1 protein-coding gene is annotated in these 22,910 nt (G+C 62.3%); it reads left to right on the top strand.

The features are described from left to right. The first annotated feature begins 50 nt into the window (after positions 1–50). Positions 51–22,904, top strand: coding sequence for a cadherin domain-containing protein (locus ACOY6C_RS05205; protein ID WP_420904434.1), 22,854 nt, complete (start codon positions 51–53; stop codon positions 22,902–22,904). Positions 22,905–22,910 lie beyond the last annotated feature (6 nt).

The following is a 22,910-nucleotide window of genomic DNA, read 5'->3' on the forward strand; positions in this document are numbered from 1 at the left end:
GAAGAGGCTCGGCGGACGACGACGTGTCTTGAATGAGCGGGATGTTCGCCATGAAACAGCTCTTGCCACAGGGATTTGTCGCGCAATCCCCCCTCGCGCCATGGGTCAATCACGAGATCCATCTTAAGATTCCGCCGGGTGCCGCCTCGATTCTCCTTCCGGACGGCTCTTTTCTGCTCCAGGGCGAATACACCCAGGATGGTCAGGATCTGCTGATCACCAATCCGGATGGCGCGGTGATCCGCATCGAGGGATATTTTTCCCTTGCTTCTCCCCCGGATCTGGCTTTGGCCAATGGTTCGGGGCTTGTTTTCTCGACCGTTCGGGCGTTGACCTTTTCCGTGGCGGACCAATCGGTCGTGGTGGCTGGTCCCGGCGCACCCGGGGCGGCGGAAGCCGGTGAGGTGGTCGGCAAGGTCGCCACCATGTCCGGCACGGTCGATGCCAGGGGCAGGGACGGGGTGGTTCGCTCCCTCAAGGAGGGAGATCCGATCCAGGAGGGGGATCAACTCTCCACCTCGGCGGAGAGCCTGGCCCAGTTCGTGATGAACGACGGCACCACCTTCCAGTTGGGTGAATCGGCGCGCGCCCTGATCGATCAGTTCGTCTTCAAGCCCGAGGAGTCCAAGGGGCAGTTCGGAGCCACGGTGTTGACCGGCGCGTTCCGGTATGCCAGTGGCCAGATCGGGCAACTCCATGCCGGCAAACACACCCTGATCAAGACCCCGACCGCAGAAATCGGCGTGCGCGGTAGCGAACTCATGGGCGAGGTGGTGACCGACGGCAGTACCACGGTGGTCCACAACGCCGGTATTCTCGAGATCGCGGATATCCACGGGCAAGGGGTGGTGGTGCTGTTGAAGCCGGGTATGGCCACCATGGTCAAACTGAGCGGTGGACCGCCGGTACCGGTGTTCCAGGCACCCGAGGCGTTGATGAAGCGCCTGGAGGGGCAGGTGTCGTTCCAGGCGGTGATTCGAGCCAAGGAGACGGAGAAGCAGCAGCAACTGGAGAAGCCGCAGGAGAAGCCCGGGCAGACCACGGACAAGGATCATGCCACCGATCCCAAGGTCACCAAGGAGGAGAAGCAAGGCGAGGAGTCCACCGGGCAATCCGGGGGAGAGAAGCCCTCCGAGGAGAAGCCGCTTGAGGAGAAGCCGCTCGAGGAGAAGCCCAAGGAGGAAAAACCGGGTGCGGATGCCAAGGGGGGCGAGGTTACCTGGGAGACCCTGCAAACCAAGGTGACTCAGGCGGAGATCAAGGCGTTCGCCGAGACCCTGTTGGTCGCGATCGCCAAGGTCGAGGAGGCCACCAGGCAGATCACCCCGGATAAGGCGGCTCTGCCCGAGACTCTGAAAGTCTCCCTGGGGGCGTATCAGATCGAATTGATCCCGTTCGTCAACCATGCGCCGCTTCTGCCTGCCGTCACCGATCAGGTGGCTGCGGAGGATGTTGTTTTTGCCCTGAATCTGGGTGGCAGCGTGGATCCGGATGGTCAGGATGTCACCTTGAGCGCGAAGTTGGTCGGTGGTGCGTCCTTGCCTGTCTGGTTGAACTTTGACGCGACCTCCGGACGGTTCACCGGAACGCCATCCAACAGCGATGTCGGCAAGCTCTCCATCCAGGTAACGTCCACGGATCCTCTGAATTTATCCACCAGTCAGGTTTTCAGCCTCACGGTGGCCAACGTCAACGATGCTCCGGTGGTCGCGCACGGGGTCGCCATGGCGGTCGCGCGATCCGAACGGGCCGTGCTGATCAAACAGGTGGGGGATCATTACGTCGCGCAACTTGCGGACGGCTCTCCGTTTGCGTTCACCGTTCCCGGCAACACTTTTTTGGATATCGACCAGTCGGTTGATCCGAACGAAGCGTTGACCCTGACCGCGACCCTGGTGGATACGGACGGACATCAGCTTTCCCTGCCGAGCTGGATGCAGTTCGATGCGACCACGGGTCGATTGACCGCAGATGGCATCACCCCTGCGCAGTTGGGCAGTTACAGCGTGCGCATCACCGCGACCGACCGGGCCGGGGCGCACGTGTCGGATACCTTTTCGCTGGTGGTGCGGATGGCGGATGCCCCTCAGGCGGATGTGGGCGTCGGCTATTTTCTGGACAGTGCCGTGGGTGGCATCACCTATTACGCGGACGACATCGAGGGTCAGACCGACGCACAGGGGCGCTTCACCTATCATCCGGGGGAGAAGATCGTCTTCAAGTTGGGCAATCTGGTGCTTGGGCAGGTGTTGACCGGCGAGGGTGCTTCGGTGATCGTCACACCGGTCGATCTGGCGAGTGGCTCAACGGGCACGATCAACGACAACATCCTCACCAATCTGCTGCGGCTGTTGCAGACCCTGGACAGCGACGGCAACCCGGACAACGGGATCACGATTTCACCCGCCACCATTGAACACGCCCAGAATCTCGAACTCGATTTGACCTTGGCGCCTGATGCTTTTGCCAACAATACCCAGCTCAAGGGATTGCTGGCCGAGGTGGGGATCCCCGACCTGATTCCGGTCGAGCAGGCGTATTCCCATTTTCGTGATTCGTTGACCCCGGTAATCGGGGAAGGGGGTTCGGATCCCCTGGCCTTGACGTTGGCGGAGAACAGCGCCGGGGTCGAGACCCTGGCTGCGAGCAGCGTGCATGCGCATGCGGATTTGAGATGGTCGATCTCCGGTGGCACGGATGCGGATCTGTTCGCCATCGATCCGGTAAGCGGCGCCTTGTCTTTCAAGTCCGCGCCGGATTTCGAGATCCCGAGCCACGGGGTGGGTGGACCTGTCTACAGCCTTACGGTGACCGTCACCGACCAGGGGGGACCTTTTGCTGCGGACACAGGTGCGCGTCCCACGGTCTCCCGGTCGGTCGAGGTCACGGTCACCAACCTCAACGAAGCCCCGATGGTCACCTCCGGGGGTGTTGTTTCGTTTGTCGAGAACGGCGCGGGTACGGTATATCAGGCGACGGGAAGCGATCCGGATGCCGGGACCACCCTGGTATGGTCGCTCTCCGGCGCGGATGCCGGGTTGTTCGAGATTTCGGCGACGGGTGCCGTGCGCTTCAAGAGCGCGCCGGACTACGAGTCACCCGCCGATGTGGGCGGGGATCATGTTTATGACCTGGTGGTGACCGCTTCGGATGGTTTTCTCGCCGATGCGCGTGTGGTGGCGATCACCGTCACCAACGATCCTGCCGACGACATTCCGCTTGAGATACCCCAGCCTCCGACGATTACCTCCTCTTCCGCGGTCTCGTGGAATGAAAACGCCACGGGCACGGTCTACCAGGCCACGGCGACCGACCCCAATTCTGGCACGACGATCCAGTGGTCACTGGGCGGGACCGACGCGGAGTTTTTTTCCATCTCTGCCAGTGGTGCCGTGACTTTTGTTGACGTGCCCGATTTTGAACTGCCCGTGGATGCCGGCGCGGATCATGTCTATCACATCATGCTCACCGCCTCGGATGGTGCGTTGACCGATACCAGGGCCGTGGCGATCACGATCGTCAATCTCGACGAGGTGGCGCCGACGATCACCTCTTCCTCCACGGCCACATCGATATTGGAGCAGAGTGGCGCGGGGCGGGTGGTTTATTCGGCGCTTGCGACCGATGTTGGGGATGTGAGCGCGGGCGTCACCTACAGCCTGAAACCGGTGGATGATTTCGCGTCTTTCTCCATCAACGTCCTTTCCGGTGCGGTCACCCTGATCGACAATCCGGACTTTGAAACCAAATCGGGTTACTCCTTCACGGTACAAGCAACCGATGGCGTCGGGCATGTCGCCGAGAAAGCGGTCTTCTTGGCGATCACCAATGTGGATGAAACGGTGTTGTCGATCACCTCGGGCCCGACCGCCACGCCACTTGCCGAGAACAGCGGCGCCAATACGCCTGTTTACACCGTGCTTACGACTTTTGCGAGTGGCGTGAGCTACAGACTGAAATCCGGCGTGGGGGATGCAGCGGCCTTTTCGATCGACAGCGCAACCGGTGTCGTGACTTTGACCGTCAATCCGGACTTTGAAACCAAGGGGAGCTACGGCTTCACGGTGGTGGCGACCGGCACGGCTGGGAATGCGGTGGCGCGGGCGGTGACCCTGGTGATCACCAATCTGGACGAGGTGGCCCCAAGCTTCACCTCGGGCGGGACCGCGACCACAATTAACGAAAATAGCGGCGCGGGCCAGGTGGTCTATTCGGCGGTTGCCAGCGATTCGGGCGATATCAGCGCGGGTGTGACCTACAGTCTGAAAGCGGGCGGTGATTCGGGATCCTTCTCCATCAACGCCACGACCGGAGCCGTGACCCTGACCGGCAATCCGAATTACGAGACCAAGGGGAGCTACAGCTTCACCGTGATCGCCTCGGACGGGGTGAACGCCGGGGTTGAGCAGGCGGTGACCCTGGCGATCGCCAATCTGGACGAGGTGGCCCCGAGCTTTACATCGGGCGGGACCGCGACCACAATTAACGAAAACAGCGGCGCGGGCCAGGTGGTCTATTCGGCGGTTGCCAGCGATTCGGGCGATATCAGCGCGGGTGTGACCTACAGTCTGAAAGCGGGTGGTGACTCGGGATCCTTCTCCATCAACGCCACGACCGGAGCCGTGACCCTGACCGGCAATCCGAATTACGAGACCAAGGGGAGCTACAGCTTCACCGTGATCGCCTCGGACGGGGTGAATGCCGGGGTTGAGCAGGCGGTGACCCTGGCGATCGCCAATCTGGACGAGGTGGCCCCGAGTTTCACTTCGGGCGGGACTGCGACCACAATTAACGAAAACAGCGGCGCGGGCCAGGTGGTCTATTCGGCGGTTGCCAGCGATTCGGGCGATATCAGCGCGGGTGTGACCTACAGTCTGAAAGCGGGCGGTGATTCGGGATCCTTCTCCATCAACGCCACGACCGGAGCCGTGACCCTGACCGGCAATCCGAATTACGAGACCAAGGGGAGCTACAGCTTCACCGTGATCGCCTCGGACGGGGTGAACGCCGGGGTTGAGCAGGCGGTGACCCTGGCGATCGCCAATCTGGACGAGGTGGCCCCGAGTTTCACCTCGGGCGGGACTGCGACCACGATTGATGAAAACAGCGGCGCGGGCCAGGTGGTCTATTCGGCGGTTGCCAGCGATTCGGGCGATATCAGCGCGGGTGTGACCTACAGTCTGAAAGCGGGCGGTGATTCGGGATCTTTCGCCATCAACGCCACGACCGGAGCCGTGACCCTGACCGGCAATCCGGATTACGAGACCAAGGGGAGCTACAGCTTCACCGTGGTCGCCTCGGACGGGGTGAACGCCGGGGTTGAGCAGGCGGTGACCCTGGCGATCGCCAATCTGGACGAGGTGGCCCCGAGTTTCACCTCGGGCGGGACTGCGACCACAATTAACGAAAACAGCGGCGCGGGCCAGGTGGTCTATTCGGCGGTTGCCAGCGATTCGGGCGATATCAGCGCGGGTGTGACCTACAGTCTGAAAGCGGGCGGTGATTCGGGATCTTTCTCCATCAACGCCACGACCGGAGCCGTGACCCTGACCGGCAATCCGAATTACGAGACCAAGGGGAGCTACAGCTTCACCGTGATCGCCTCGGACGGGGTGAACGCCGGGGTTGAGCAGGCGGTGACCCTGGCGATCGCCAATCTGGACGAGGTGGCCCCGAGTTTCACCTCGGGCGGGACCGCGACCACGATTGATGAAAACAGCGGCGCGGGCCAGGTGGTCTATTCGGCGGTTGCCAGCGATTCGGGCGATATCAGCGCGGGTGTGACCTACAGTCTGAAAGCGGGCGGTGATGCGGGATCTTTCTCCATCAACGCCACGACCGGAGCCGTGACCCTGACCGGCAATCCGAATTACGAGACCAAGGGGAGCTACAGCTTCACCGTGATCGCCTCGGACGGGGTGAACGCCGGGGTTGAGCAGGCGGTGACCCTGGCGATCGCCAATCTGGACGAGGTGGCCCCGAGTTTCACCTCGGGCGGGACCGCGACCACGATTGATGAAAACAGCGGCGCGGGCCAGGTGGTCTATTCGGCGGTTGCCAGCGATTCGGGCGATATCAGCGCGGGTGTGACCTACAGTCTGAAAGCGGGCGGTGATTCGGGATCCTTCTCCATCAACGCCACGACCGGAGCCGTGACCCTGACCGGCAATCCGGATTACGAGACCAAGGGGAGCTACAGCTTCACCGTGGTCGCCTCGGACGGGGTGAACGCCGGGGTTGAGCAGGCGGTGACCCTGGCGATCGCCAATCTGGACGAGGTGGCCCCGAGTTTCACCTCGGGCGGGACCGCGACCACGATTGATGAAAACAGCGGCGCGGGCCAGGTGGTCTATTCGGCGGTTGCCAGCGATTCGGGCGATATCAGCGAGGGTGTGACCTACAGTCTGAAAGCGGGCGGTGATTCGGGATCTTTCGCCATCAACGCCACGACCGGAGCCGTGACCCTGACCGGCAATCCGGATTACGAGACCAAGGGGAGCTACAGCTTCACCGTGGTCGCCTCGGACGGGGTGAACGCCGGGGTTGAGCAGGCGGTGACCCTGGCGATCGCCAATCTGGACGAGGTGGCCCCGAGTTTCACCTCGGGCGGGACTGCGACCACAATTAACGAAAACAGCGGCGCGGGCCAGGTGGTCTATTCGGCGGTTGCCAGCGATTCGGGCGATATCAGCGCGGGTGTGACCTACAGTCTGAAAGCGGGCGGTGATTCGGGATCTTTCTCCATCAACGCCACGACCGGAGCCGTGACCCTGACCGGCAATCCGAATTACGAGACCAAGGGGAGCTACAGCTTCACCGTGATCGCCTCGGACGGGGTGAACGCCGGGGTTGAGCAGGCGGTGACCCTGGCGATCGCCAATCTGGACGAGGTGGCCCCGAGTTTCACCTCGGGCGGGACCGCGACCACGATTGATGAAAACAGCGGCGCGGGCCAGGTGGTCTATTCGGCGGTTGCCAGCGATTCGGGCGATATCAGCGCGGGTGTGACCTACAGTCTGAAAGCGGGCGGTGATGCGGGATCCTTCTCCATCAACGCCACGACCGGAGCCGTGACCCTGACCGGCAATCCGGATTACGAGACCAAGGGGAGCTACAGCTTCACCGTGATCGCCTCGGACGGGGTGAACGCCGGGGTTGAGCAGGCGGTGACCCTGGCGATCGCCAATCTGGACGAGGTGGCCCCGAGTTTCACCTCGGGCGGGACCGCGACCACGATTGATGAAAACAGCGGCGCGGGCCAGGTGGTCTATTCGGCGGTTGCCAGCGATTCGGGCGATATCAGCGCGGGTGTGACCTACAGTCTGAAAGCGGGCGGTGATTCGGGATCTTTCGCCATCAACGCCACGACCGGAGCCGTGACCCTGACCGGCAGTCCGGATTACGAGACCCAGGCGAGCTACAGCTTCACCGTGGTCGCCTCGGACGGGGTGAACGCCGGGGTGGAGCAGGCGGTGACCCTGGCGATCGCCAATCTGGACGAGGTGGCCCCGAGTTTCACCTCGGGCGGGACCGCGACCACGATTGATGAAAACAGCGGCGCGGGCCAGGTGGTCTATTCGGCGGTTGCCAGCGATTCGGGCGATATCAGTGCGGGTGTGACCTACAGTCTGAAAGCGGGCGGTGATTCGGGATCTTTCGCCATCAACGCCACGACCGGAGCCGTGACCCTGACCGGCAGTCCGGATTACGAGACCAAGGGGAGCTACAGCTTCACCGTGGTCGCCTCGGACGGGGTGAACGCCGGGGTTGAGCAGGCGGTGACCCTGGCGATCGCCAATCTGGACGAGGTGGCCCCGAGCTTTACATCGGGCGGGACCGCGACCACGATTGATGAAAACAGCGGCGCGCTCCAGTTGGTTTATACGGCGAGTGCTACCGACCTGGGGGATGTGAGTGGTGGGGTGACCTATACCTTGAAAGAGGTGGATGATTACACCTTGTTTCAAATCGACCATTCGACCGGCCAGGTGGATTTGCTCGACAATCCGAATTATGAAGTCAAGTCGGGTTACAGCTTCACCATGGTCGCGACCGATGGCGCGGGACATGCCGTGGAGAAGGCGGTCACGCTGGCGATCACCAACGTGGATGAATCCCCGCCGACCATCACCTCGAGTGCCACCGCGTCCATCGACGAGAACAGCGGTGCGGGGCAGGTGGTCTATACCATCACCGCCACCGACGGCGGGGATGTCAGCGCCGGGGTGACCTATGCGGTGCTGGCTTATGGGGATTATTTCGATCTCATCTACGACATTTCGACCGGCGCGGTAACCCTGGCGATCGATCCGAACCACGAGATCAAACCGAGCTACACCTTCAAGGTGCTCGCCACGGACGGCATCAATCCGCATGTCGAACAGGCGGTGACGTTGACGGTCAACAACCTGGATGAGGTGGCGCCCAGTTTCACCTCCGGCGGGACCGCGACCACGATTGATGAAAACAGCGGCGCGGGTCAGGTGGTCTATTCGGCAGTCGCCACCGATTCGGGCGATATCAGCGCAGGCGTGACCTACAGCCTCAAGACGGTTGATGACTACCTTGCCTTCTCCATCAACGCCACGACCGGAGCCGTGACCCTGACCGGCAATCCGAATTACGAGACCCAGGGGAGCTACAGCTTCACCGTGATCGCCTCGGACGGGGTGAACGCCGAGGTTGAGCAGGCTGTGACCCTGGCGATCGCCAACGCCAACGATCCGGGCATGGGTGGCGCCACCATCGATGGCCTCGCCGCGACCGGCAACACCCTGACCGCCTCCAACGACCTGGCCGATCCGGATGTTTTGGGGAGCGTGAGTTATCAGTGGAAGGCCGACGGGGTGGTCATTGCCGGGGCCACCACCCACGAACTGCTTCTCAACAACAGCCATCTCGGCAAGGTGATCACGGTTACGGCGAGCGCCACGGATGGTCTGGGCAACACGGTGAGCGCCACCAGCAACGCCACCGAGGCTGTCACCTACACCCAACAGGCGGTGATCTCTCTGGCCTCGCTGGATGGAACCAATGGCTTCCGGCTGGTTGGTTCCTCGGGTGAATGGGCCGGCAGCGAGGTCAGCAACCTCGGGGATGTGAACGGGGATGGCATCGAGGATCTCCTGATCGGCGCCCAAATGGCCAATCCCAGTGGCGGATATGTGGTGTTCGGTTCGGACAACGCCTGGAACGCCAGCATCGACCTCTCCGCGTTGACCAGCAGTACCGGAGTCCATCTGAAAGCCTTTTCCCAGGCTGAGAACGCCGGTCGTTCAGTCGGTTGGGCCGGCGACGTGAACGGCGATGGCTACGCCGACCTGATCATCGGCGCCCCGATTTCCGATCAAGCTGGCAACAATGCCGGTTCCGCCTATGTGGTGTTCGGCGGTTCCAACTGGAGCGATGTGAACTTCCAACTCTCTACCCTGAATGGCTCCCAGGGTTTCCGGATCGATGGCAACGCCCCAGGAGATGCCGGGGTTGGCATTCATGCCGGCGTTTCCGTGCATGGTGCGGGCGATATCAATGGGGATGGATGGGACGACCTGATCGTGGGTGCGATCAGCACCTATACTCCCCAGGATGGCGTGACCGGCGCGGGATATGTGGTGTTCGGCAAGGCAGGCGGTTGGGATGCGATTGTGGCGCTGGCCGACCTGAACGGCAGCAATGGATTTCGCTTGAACGGCGTGAACGACGGCGCCTTGACGGGTTATTCGGTCGGTGGGGCCGGGGATATCAACGGCGATGGTATCGAGGATTTGATCATCGGCGCCCCAAATGCCAAACCGATTGGAACCGACATGACCGGGGCCAGCTATGTGGTGTTCGGCAAGACGGGCGCGTGGGACTGGGGCCTGAACCTTTCGGACCTGAATGGCGGCAACGGTTTTCGCATCAGCGGCGCCGAGATCGGGGATTCGGTCGGGAGTTCGGTGAGCGGGGCCGGGGATATCAACGGCGATGGTTACGATGATCTGATCATCGGCGTCAAGGGGGACTCCGCGGACGGAACGCATGCTGGTTCGGTCTCCGTGCTGTTTGGCCACAGTCAGGGCGCGGGGTGGTCTTCGAGCATCTCGCTGGCTTCGCTGGATACCAGCGTCGGGTTCCGCCTGGGCGGGGTCTCCTCCGACGATTATACCGGCGTGAGCGTGAGTGGCGCTGGCGATGTGAACGGCGATGGTCTGGACGATCTGCTGATCGGGGCCTGGAAGGCCGATCCGAACACCCTCGATCAGTCGGGATCCGTTTACCTGGTGTTTGGACAGTCGAGTTGGGGAACCACACCGGTCACGCTGTTGCTTTCGGAGTTGGATGGTTCGAACGGCTTCCGTCTGGACGGGGTGGCAGCCAACGACAAGACAGGCGAATCGGTGAGTGCCGCCGGGGATGTCAACCACGACGGGTATGATGATCTGCTGATCGGCGCCTATACCTCGGCGGCTGGAGGAGCCGATGCCGGGGCCGCCTACATCCTCTTCGGCGGGAATTTCAGCAATCTCTCCCTGGCGGGGCAACTCAAATATTTTGGCTCATCGACTGCCTACGAAGTCGTGATCGGTGGCGTGGGTGATGACACCCTGATTGGCTTTGGTGGTCCGGATACGTTGATCGGCGGTGCGGGGAACGACATCCTGGTCATTGGCGATGCCACCTTCCTGAGCCTGGACGGCGGCGGCAATACCGATATCCTGCGCCTGGAGACGACGACCTTCAATCTGGATCTGACCACGGCGGGCATGGCCAACCGGATCCGGGATATTGAAATCATCGACCTCTCCACCGCCAACGACGGAGTAGGCAACCCGCGCCCGTATACGTTGAATCTGAATCCCGCGGTGGTCAGTCAGATCACCGGCGCGGGGGAGGATCTGCGCATCGTGGGCGGCAGCGATGATTTCGTGCAGATCGGCGGGGGCTGGATTTCGGGTGGTACCGTGATCCTGGCCGGGGATGCCAACACCTATGTCTCGTATACGCATGGCGCCCAAACCCTGCTGATCGACCAGAGAATCGTCAATACCGCCGGTCATGTCAGCCAGGGCTATGCGCTGCAAGGCGATGTCACCCTCTCCGGCACGATGAATTACGGCCAGACCCTGACCGCCACCCACACCCTGACCGATGCCGACGGGTTGGGCCGCATCGAATATCAATGGTTGCAGAGCGGTCATGCGATCAACGGCGCGACCGGGAGTTCGTTGTATCTTTCTGGCGATCTGATCGGCAGCACGATCAGCGTGCGGGTGACCTGGACAGATGCCCAGGGCAGCGTGGAATCCAAAATCGGCACCATCGCCGGAACCGTGGCGTATACGCCGGAGGCTTCGCTGTCGTTGGCCTCCCTGGATGGCAACAACGGTTTCCGACTGGATGGCAACGCCGAAGAGGGTTTTGCCGGCAAGTCGGTTTCCGGGGCCGGGGATGTGAACGGCGATGGGTTCGACGACCTGATCGTGGGCGCCTACATGGCGGATCCGGATGGAACCAGCAACGCCGGCATCAGCTATGTGATCTTTGGAAGCCAGACGGGTTGGAGCTTCTGGCACCCCCTGTTTGTTTTGGCCAACGGGATCAACGGGTTCAGAATCGATGGCGTGGGCATCGGGGATCAGAGCGGCGTGAGCGTCAGCCGCGCCGGGGATGTCAACGGCGATGGCATCGGGGATCTTCTGATCGGCGCCTCGTCTTCGGATGTGGGCGGAATGGACTCCGGGGCGGCCTATGTGGTGTTCGGCAAGAGCGACTGGAGTTCGACGGCCACGTTGGATCTTGCCAACCTGGATGGTGGCAACGGTTTCCGCCTGGCTGGACCCTCCGCCATCGTTATGAGCGGCCATTCGGTTCACAATGCCGGGGACATCAACGGGGATGGCTGCGACGATCTGATTATCGGCGCGCCGGTTCTGGGCAACACCCAGGGTGGCGCCTATGTGGTTTTCGGCAGTCAGAGCGCCTGGTCTCCGAGCATCGATCTTTCCACCCTGAATGGCAGCAACGGGTTCTTGATCACCGGCGACGCGGGTGGGGATTACGCCGGCTTTTCGGTGAGTGGCGCCGGCGATATGAATGGCGATGGCCTGGCGGATCTGATCATCGGTGCCAAGGGCAGCGATCCATTGAACAACAAGGCTGGCTCGACCTACATCGTGTTTGGCCAGGAGACCGGGTGGAACCCGGTCATGGATCTTTCCACGTTGGTTGTCGGGCAGGGGGTGTGCCTGTTCGGCACCCAGGCCAATGAGCAGAGCGGGCTTTCGGTCAGTGCCGAGGGGGATATCAACGGCGACGGGTTCGCGGATCTGCTGATCGGTGCGCCCTATTCGGATCAGAGCGGCACCGACAACGGGGCGATTTATGTGGTGTTCGGCGCGGCATCCTGGGGATCCACGTTGCTGATGCTCTCCAACCTGGGGAACACCGGCGGCGGTTTCCGCATCGATGGCGTGGACATGGATGACAATGCGGGCTGGTCGGTGAGCAATGCCGGGGATTTCAACGGCGACGGCTACGACGACATGCTGGTTTCCAGTTGGAAGGCGGACTTAAACAGCAACAGCGATGTCGGAGCGGCTTACCTGATTTATGGCAAGGGCAGTTGGAGTGGCATGACCGTCCTGGATCTCTCGGATCTGGACGGAACCGATGGTTTTCGCCTGGAAGGGGTGGATGTCAACGATCGCGCCGGCATGGCGGTGCAGGTCGCTGGAGATCTGAACGGCGACGGCTTCGATGATCTGATCATCGGCGCATCCCTGGCCGAACCGGGTGTGTCCGGGAGTCCGAACTGGAACTCCGGGGCCAGTTATGTGCTCTTCGGCGGCAATTTCAACAGTGCCGTTCGTCCCGATTTGACCGCCAGCGGGACCGTTCTGGTGGGTGGCGCAGGCTACGACACGCTCACCGGTTCGGCTGGTGGTTCCGCCGACGTGTTGATCGGCGGAGCGGGCAACGACACCCTCAAGATTCTGGATGGGAATATCCAGCGCATCGACGGTGGCGGCGGATTCGATACCCTGGTGTTGGGGGCGTCCGGCTACACGACGGGTGGGGATATCGGTTATTGGACGCCTGGCAACGGCGTTTCGCTCGATCTGGGCGCAAGTTCGGTGATGGGGGCGCTCCGCGACATCGAGCGCATCGACATGGTGGGCAATAATTTTGCGCATCTGTGGGTGACCCCGTTGGGCGTGGGGCAGATCACCGGGGCGGGATCCACGCTCTATGTGACGGGTGATGTCACCAATACGGTCCACATCACCAACCACTGGATGGATACGGGGATCCAGGTCACCGGACCGGATGGCCAACTGTACGACAAATACACGCTGGACAGCGTGACGTTGATGCTGGATCCGGATCTCAACTTCGCGCCGGTCGGCCCCCTTTCGGTGACCGGAAATCCCTATCGGGGCCAGACCCTGACCGCGAGCACCGCAGGGTTGACCGATCGCGACGGTCTGGGATCGCAGAGCGATTACAGCTTCCAGTGGTATGCCGATGGGGTGGCGATCTCTGGAGCGAGCACCACCAATGCCACCAGTTCCACCCTGACCCTGGACAACGCCCTGGCGTTTGGCACGGTCATCACCGTCGAGTTCCGCTACAAGGACGGCAACAGCAACCACACCTACAAGAACTCTATCATCGGCCAGGCCGGAGGCGTGGTTCGGGGCGGTCCGGACAGCGGGGACGCGCCCCTCACGATTACCGGCAACGCCCTGGTGGGCTCGGTTCTGACCGCCAATCTGGGCACGGATCCGGATGGCGGCGTGTTGAGCGGCAACCTTCCTTCTTATCAGTGGAAAGCGAACGGGGTGGCGATCAGCGGCGCCACCAGCTCGTTCTTGCCCCTCACCGTCACCGAGGATGGCGCGGTGATCTCCGTGGAGGTCTCCTACATCGATGCCAACGGGTATGCAGAGCTTCTGACCAGCCAGACCCCGACGGTTCAGACCCCGACCCTGGCGGTGTCGTTGGGGAGTCTGACCGGCGGTGAAGGAATCCGCTTCACCAACAAGACCTTCGACGATGATGACCATGCAGGCTCCCCGGTCGCCTCGGTGGGGGACATCAACGGTGATGGCATCGCGGACGTGGCCATCGGCGTGCCGTATGCCAACTCTTCGGCCACCGATGCCGGGTATACCTACATCATGTTCGGCAAGACGGATGGTTTTGGGTCGAATGCCCTGGAGATGGCGTGTTCCCTGGGATCCTCCAGTGGTTTCCGCATTGCCGGCGGGTATGCGAACGATCGGTTTCCGATGTCGATCGGACATGGGGATTTCAACGGCGATGGCATCGACGATCTGCTCGTCGGTGCGCCCAATGCGTTTGCCGGCAACATGATCCATGGTGGCAAGGCCTATGTGCTCTTTGGCAAGGACACCGCGTTGGAGGGCGGGTTCGACGAGACCACCAGCGTGGACACATTGAACGGTGGTAAGGGTTTTGGCATCAACGGAACCGCGACCAACGGGTATCTCGGCAATGCGGTGGCATCCGCCGGGGATTTCAATGGCGATGGCTACGATGATCTGTTGATCGGGCATCGTGCCATGGACGTGATGCGCGGCGCGAGTCTGGTGAGCGATGTGGGTGGCGCCTATGTGGTGTTTGGCCACGGTGGCACCTTCGAGGCGGAGTTCAACATCGGCGCCCTGAATGGCAGCAACGGTTTCCGCATCGAGGGGGCCGCGGCGGGCGACCAGGTGGGCTACGCGGTCGCCTCGGCGGGGGACATGAACGGCGACGGCCTGGCCGATATCGCGATCACCGCACCGTATTTCAATGGCGGGGAGGGCAGGGTCTATGTGGTTTTTGGCGCTTCGAGCGGCTTGGCTGCGTCTCTCGACCTGACCGATCTGGGAACCGGTTTCGCCGGTTTTCGTTTCAAGGGCAAAGCGGGCAGCAAGGCCGGTTGGTCGGTTTCGTCCGCCGGGGATGTCAACGGCGATGGGTGCGATGATCTGCTGGTCGGCGCGCCGAAGGCGGACGGCTCGGGGGGCGCGGCAAACTATCGCGGCGAGAGCTATGTGATCTTCGGCCAGGCGAGCGGCCTGACCGGCGTGATCGAGGCGGACGGGCTCGATGGTTCCAACGGCTTCGCCATTTTCGGGGATCGGGACAACGACCGGACCGGCTTTTCGGTTGCCGGGGGCGGGGACATCAACGGCGACGGCTTTGCCGACCTGCTGATCGGCGCGCCGTTCGCGGATTTCTACGATGGCAGCGCATGGGTGCCAGACCAGGGTTCGACCTTCGTGATCTTCGGCAAGGCCGGGGGGTTCGATGCGGCGATGGAGCTGTGTCAACTCGATGGCATCGCGGGCTTCCGTCTGAATGGCGCGAACAGTCAGGATCATTCCGGTTCGGCGGTCGCCAGCGCCGGGGATGTGAATCACGACGGCTACGAGGATTTCCTGATCGGTGCGCCCGATTTCTATTATAACGGTTATGTGAATGCCGGCGCGGCTTATCTTTATTATGGTGGAAATTTCACCGGTCTGTCCGATGGGACGGTGATGGCCAATGGGACCGCTTCGGACAACATTCTGCATGGCGGGTTGGGCAACGATACCCTTAACGGTTGGGGTGGCGCGGATGTGCTGCTCGGCGGAAATGGGGACGATCGCCTCTCCGTGTCGGATGACACCTTCTTGAAGATCGACGGGGGCGGTGGCTTCGACACCCTGGAGTTGACCGGGCTGGCGAGCTTCGAGCTGGATCTGATCCAGACAGGTCTTTTCAACCGCATCTCCCACATCGAGGCCATCGATCTGATCGGATCCCTGGACGCCGACAACCTGGGCGAACTGCATGGTCATGCGCTTTGGTTGAGTCATCAGGCGATCGCCCAGATCGGCGATCCGACCGACGGGATCGATCTGACCATCGATGGGGATGCGAGTTGCCTGGTGCATCTGGAGTACGGTTTCATCCGTGACGCCAACTTGAGCGATGCCACGTACGACGTGTATACCGACGGGGCCCTGGCGTTGAAGATCGGCAAGACGGTTCAGATACAGTCCTGGGTGCAACTGGGCAGTCTGGATGGGCAGAACGGTTACCGGTTGAACGGATTGGCCGACGCCGATGATGCCGGAACCGCGGTCGGCATGGGGGGGGATTTCAATGGCGACGGGTTTGGTGATCTGGTGATCGGCGCGCCGAACGTGCGGTATGCGGGCCCGAGTCAGACCTATGGTACCGGCGCCGCCTACGTGGTGTTCGGATCGAGTCTGCCTTCGTCTTCGGCGCCGGATCTGAGCACGCTGACCAACTCCCTGACGACCGGCTTCCTGTTCACGGGGGCGTTGGACGCGAGCCAATGGGTGGGCAGTGCGGTTTCGTTGAGCGGGGATCTCAATGGCGACGGTTTCGCGGATCTGGTGGTGGGCGCGCCGAGAGTCGCGAATGTCACGACGGATGTCAACAATCAGCCGGTTACTTACCAATACGCGGGCGCGGTGTATGTGGTCTTCGGCACTTCCGACGTCACCTGGACCACCCCGACCAATCTGGCCGCGGGCGGCAACAAGGGCTTTGCCATCTTTGGCCAGGCGAGCAACGATGCCTTTGGGTATTCGCTCGGATTTGCCGGGGATGTGAACGGGGATGGTTGGGACGATCTGGTGGTGGGCGCCCGGGGGGCGCAGAGCGATTCGGGCGCGGCCTATGTGATCTTCGGCCATGGCGGTGTCTGGGCCACGGAGTTGGATCTGGGCACGCTCAATGGCGCCAATGGTTTCCGTTTGAATGGCGCCTTGCTTGATCGGGCCGGCATCGCGGTGTCGTCCGCCGGGGATGTGAACGGGGATGGCCTGGCTGATCTGCTGGTGGGCGCGCCGTCGAACATCGTGGACGATCCGGGTCGGACCTATGTGGTGTTGGGGCGGAGCGGCGGATGGAGCGCGCAACTGGATCTGGACAACCTGGGCAGCCAGGGTTTCGCCCTCACCGGTTTCGGCGGCGAGGTGAACACCGGCTGGTCGGTGTCGTCCGCCGGGGATGTGAATGGCGACGGTCTGGATGACCTGATCGTTGCCGCGCCGTGGGGCGACAATGCCGACGGCGTGGCATCCGGCAGCGCTTATGTGGTGTTCGGGGCCACCAACCTGACCGCCATGGATCTCTCCACCCTGAATGGCACCAAGGGGTTCCGGATCGATGGGCAAATGAACGGGGATCTGGCCGGATTCTCGGTATCCGGCGCGGGCGATGTGAACGGCGACGGCCTGGCCGATCTGGTGATCGGTGCTTCGGGTGGCGATCATGTGGGCGTCGATGTCGGGCGGGGTTATCTGCTTTACGGCAAGAACTCCTGGAGCGGGGTTGTGTCGCTGGATCGCATCGGTATCGCCGACGGACTCACCTTCGAGGGGGCCAAGGCCAACGATGGGGCCGGTTTCTGGGTGAGTGGTGGCGGGGATCTCAACGACGACGGCTTCGACGATCTGCTGATCGGATCGCCGGCGGTGACCAACAGCAACGCCCCTGGCGCGGTGGACGTGTTCTTTGGGGGTAACTTCAACGGTGCGACCGTCACCGCGGTGGATGCCACCGGAGACCGGCTGACCGGTTCCCAGGAGGGTGATTCCCTCCATGGCAATGGCGGCGCGGATGCGCTGCTCGCGGGTGCCGGAGATGATTATCTCTACGTGTCGGATACCGGCTTTCTGCGTGTCGATGGCGGAAGCGGCTTCGACAGCCTCGTGTTCCAGAGCGATCCCGACTATCCCAGTCACGGCGTGGTTCTGGATCTCACCGAACCGGGCATGGCCGGTCGCATCCGGGGGATCGAGCAGATCGACATGTCCAACGATCGGGTGGATACCCTGATCGTCGGCGGTCCGGAGTCGATCCTGTCGATCGTGTCGGGGCTGAGCACGATGAGCGGCATGCTCGAACTGACGTTCCGTTCCGACGAGGCGGATCACCTGATCCTGAAAGGGAGCTGGATCAAGGAGTACCAGCAGAGCTGGGACAATGCGTTCTATCACGACGAGGCCAACCATATTCAGATCGCCACCGGTCCGTACATCCAGGTCACCGTCATGCCGAACGATGTTGCGGCCCTGAACGGGGACAACGGCTTTGCGCTCGCCTGGGACAGCGACGGTTTGCCTTACAGCGGTTATTCGGTCTCCTCGGCTGGGGATTTCAACGGTGATGGCATCGCGGATCTGCTTGTGGGCGCGCCGCATCTGGCGGATCAACAGTATGGTGGAGCCTATGTGGTTTTTGGCGCCGGCCATGCCAACCAGTCGGATCTCGTGTCGCTGGCGTTCGGTTTGTCCAATGGCGAGGGGTATCAGTTAAGGGGGGAGAGCCAACATCAGCGCGCCGGCTATGCGGTCAGCGGCATCGGTGACATCAACGGCGACGGCGTGGATGATATCGTGATCGGCACCAACAACAATGGTGCGGGATACACCGGGCCGGGCACCTGCTATGTGGTGTTCGGTTCCACCAGCCTTGTGGGAACGTCGCTGAATCTGTCCGAACTGGATGGCACGGACGGCTTCCAGCTTTCCGGCCTGTACGACGGGGATCAGTTCGGGATTTCGGCCAGGGGCGCCGGGGATATCAACGGCGACGGCTGGGATGACATGATCGTGGGTGCCGTGCGCTACGACAGTCCGGATGGCGTGGGTGGTTTTTTGACCAGTGCCGGGGCAGCGTATGTGGTGTATGGACAGGGCGGCAATTTCTGGAGTGATTACCCCTCCGCGACGGTTGGCGATCTGATCAACGACATCAATGGACCCGCAGCATTCCTGATCCGGGGTGTCGAGGGGCACGATCATGCCGGCATCTCGGTTGCCTCTGCCGGGGATATCAACGGCGATGGCTATGCCGATCTGATCATCGGCGCCGATCGGGTGGACAGCGTGCCGGGCAACAACCCGGACGACCGGTATGGCGCGGCCTATGTGGTGTATGGCAAGGCGGGTGGTTTCGGCACCGTGCTCGATCTCTCCACCCTGGACGGCGCCAGCGGCTTCAAGCTGACCGGCACGGCGGCGTATGACTTTGCCGGGTGGAGCGTCTCTTCGGCGGGGGATGTGAACGGCGATGGTCTGGACGACATGTTGGTGGGCGCCTTCCGGGCCAACTCCAATGGCCAGTATGTCTCCGGTGCCGCGTTCGTGATCTTTGGCAAGACGGGCGTTTTTGCCAGCGAGGTGGATCTTTCCGATCTGGATGGCGTCACCGGTTTCCGGCTTTCGGGATTGAACGTCGGGGATTACCTGGGCACTTCGGTCGCTTCGGCGGGGGATTTCAACGGCGATGGCTTCGACGACATCGTTGTCGGCGTGCCAGGCGCCCCGCCGGCTTTTTCTGGCGTCTATTCCCGACCTGGGAGCGCCTATGTGATCTACGGCAAGGGGAGCGGATTCGCCGCCACGGTGGATCTGGCCTCTCTCGGTGGTCGGGACGGCTTCCGGGTGGATGGCCTGCCGGACGGAACCCAGGCGCTTGGTATGTCGGTGGCCGGCGCGGGCGATCTGAACCTGGATGGCTACGACGACGTGATCATCGGCGCGCCGGGTTCCCCGCCCGTCGGTGCGGGGGGCAACGAGCAGTCGTATGTGCTCTATGGCGGCAATTTCAGCGGCGCCACGCCAGCCTGGACCATGGGCTTCAAGGTGATGGGCGAGAACCCCTATGACCAAGCCGGCTTTTCGGTGTGCATGGCCGGGGATGTCAACGGCGACGGGTTTGAAGACGTGATCATCGGCGCTCCGGACAATCCCGCCATCGGGAGCTCGGAACCGGGTCCGGGCGCGGCCTATGTGGTGTTCGGGAGCGCCTCGAACCAACCCTTTACCCTGGATCTCTCCACCCTGGATGGCAGCAACGGCTTCAAGCTGGCGGGTGTTGCCGACTTCGACGAGACCGGCGCATCGGTCTCCGGCGTTGGGGATGTGAACGGCGATGGCTACGACGACATACTCATCGGCGCCTGGAACGCTCACAACGACGCCAACGAGACCACGGGGGTCAGCTACCTGTTCTTTGGCCGAGCGGACACGCTGTTTGCCGCGTCCACCGGCGCCTTCGACCTTGACCAGTCGTGGGTCAACGGCGACGGCGTGCGTCTGGACGGGGTGTGGAACCAGGATCAAACCGGTCGTGCGGTGAGCGGGGCCGGGGATCTCAACGGCGATGGCTTCGATGATTTCATCATCGGCGCCGCTCGTTATCCAACCGGGGATTCCGCTGGCGCGGCCTATGTGGTGTTCGGCCAGGCGGATTGGAGCACCACCGGTCCGGTGAGTCTCTCCGGCAGCGGGAATGTCGATCATCCGCCCACGATCTGCGTGATCACGGGTGGCAACGGTTTCCTGGCCGGTTATTCGGTGAGCGCGGCTGGGGATGTGAATGGCGACGGCTATGATGATCTGTTCATCGGTGCCATTGGTGCCGGAGGCAACTACAAGGGCGCGGCCTATGTGGTGTACGGCAAGTCGGACGGGTTGGGAACCACGTTTGATCTGAGCGCCATGACCAGCAGCGACGGCATCAAGCTGTCGGGAATCGCCGATGGTGAGCAGACCGGGTGTTCGGTCGCTTCCGCCGGGGATCTCAACGGCGATGGGGTGGCGGATCTGTTGATCGGCGCCAAGGAAGCGGATACGGTGGACGACAATTCCGGATCCCTGTATGTGGTCTTCGGGGTGCGCGGAGGCGGGGTAGGTGAGATCGATCTCGCCAGCCTGAATGGCAGGAACGGTTTTCGCGTGGACGGGCCATCCTACCACAATTATCTGGGCAGCAGCATCGCCTCGGCTGGGGATTTCAACGGCGATGGCTTTGACGATCTGGTGGTGGGTCTCTCCTCGAATGGTGAGGTTTATATTCTGTATGGCAAGGAGTCCGGCTTTGCGTCGGTGCTGACTCTGGCCGACATCCAGGGCGCCAACGGTGTTCGCATCGACAGTCCGACCGGGTATGAGGGGTTCGGCGTTTCGGTGTCCGGTGCCGGGGATGTCAATGGCGATGGCTTTGCGGACATCATCGTGGGCGCCAAGTATGCTGGCTCGAATTATAACGGCGCCAGCTATGTGATTTACGGCGGCAACGACAAGGCCTCCCTGGCGGTCAATCGCCTCGTGACCGGCTCTTCCGGGGCCGACATCCTGCATGGCTATCTGGGGGATGACACCCTTGTCGGGGGTGGCGGCAACGATGTGCTGACCGGCGGGGCCGGGAACGATCTTCTCGCGATTGGGGATGCCACCTTCTTTGCGGTGGATGGCGGCGGCGGGACCGACACCTTGCGTTTGGATGGTCCCGGCATGACGGTGAACATGACCACCTTTGGCACGGCCAGCAGCATCCGCGGCATCGAGATCATCGATCTGGTGGCGAATGGCGGCAACAACACGCTCGTGCTCACCGCCGGCTTGGCCAGCGGGTTGCTCGAGGCGGGCGGGGTGGTCAAGATTCACGGTGATCAGGCGGATGTGGTGGATCTCGGCTTGAACGTCAACTGGGTGGTGAATCGGAACTCCGCACATGAGAACGGCCACGATTATGATGTCCACACCGCCCAAGGGGTCACGGTATGGGTTGAGAGGAGTATCGGACAGACGTTTGTCGGGAGTGGTGACGCCGACACCCTGAACGGTTATCTGGGCAACGACACGCTGATCGGCCAAGGCGGTGCCGATGTGCTCATCGGCGACGCCGGGAACGACATCCTGGCCATTGGGGATATGAATTTCATCTCCGTGGATGGTGGCGCGGGCAAGGATACGCTGCGTCTCGATGGGGCTGGTTTGACCCTGGATCTGACGCTCGCCGGGGTGGCCAGTCGGATTGATGGCATCGAGATCATCGATCTGTCGGTGGGCGGCAATGACGTGCTCTATCTGAACGCCAGCGCGGTTACCCAGATCCTCGGTACCGGCACGGTGTTGAAGATCGTTGGCGAACTCACGGATGTGGTGCATCTGGAATTCGATGATGGCTGGGATCTGGATCCCAGTACCATGCATGACGATGATCTGGGAATCGACTTCAATGTCTATACCGCCCAGGGGGTGAGCGTTTGGGTGGACGAGGGGATGACGAGCAGCACCTACGTGGATCCTCTGGTGCTCGATCTGGATGGGGACGGGGTGGAGTTGCGCGATGCGGCGGTCTGGTTCGACATGGGCGGGCCTGGAAACGTGCAGAAAACCGGCTGGGTGGCAGCCGATGACGGCTTGTTGGCCATGGATCGCAACCACGACGGGGTGATCAACGACGCCACGGAGCTTCTCTCCGAGCGGATGTTCGACGATGCCCACTCCGGCATGGCGGCCCTGGCCCGGTTTGACGACAATCTGGACCACCTGTTGGACGCCCATGATGCGGCCTGGAGCGATCTTCTGGTGTGGCGCGACGCCAACCAGGATGGTTTTTCGCAGGTCGGTGAGCTGGGCAGTCTGGCGCAACACGGCATCGCCTCGATCGCCCTTTCGACCACGGCCAACGGCCAGTGGCAGGGTGAGAACCAGATTCTGACCGACGCTTCCTTCACCCGTTCCGATGGTAGCGTGGGTGGAATCTCGGAGGTGAACTTCGCGGTCCATCCCACGGATACGATCGCGTTGCACGACGCGGTGGCCTCGTTGCTTCCGGAGAACGTTCCGGCGACCCTTTTGCCCGAGATCGGCGGCGGGGGGTATTTCGATATTCTGGAGGATGCCACGCCGGTGGTGGCGTCCACGGCCCACGATCTCGACCTGGCGATTCAGGCGATGATCACCGCCGTGCCGGATGGTCCGCAAGCGGTGACGCCAGAGGCCGCGCCGATGGATCACGCCAGCGCGGTGGTGGTTCAGAATCAACCGCTGCTGGTGGAGGATCCGTTCCATCCGCATGCGGTGGCGCATGTGTAAGGGGGG

It is taken from the genome of Candidatus Magnetaquiglobus chichijimensis (assembly GCF_045865675.1).
Classification (GTDB): domain Bacteria; phylum Pseudomonadota; class Magnetococcia; order Magnetococcales; family Magnetaquicoccaceae; genus Magnetaquiglobus; species Magnetaquiglobus chichijimensis.

Bases quoted from the DNA above. Each gene is read 5' to 3' on its own strand.
- ACOY6C_RS05205 (WP_420904434.1), top strand. From the start codon at position 51: ATGAAACAGCTCTTGCCACAGGGATTTGTCGCGCAATCCCCCCTCGCG.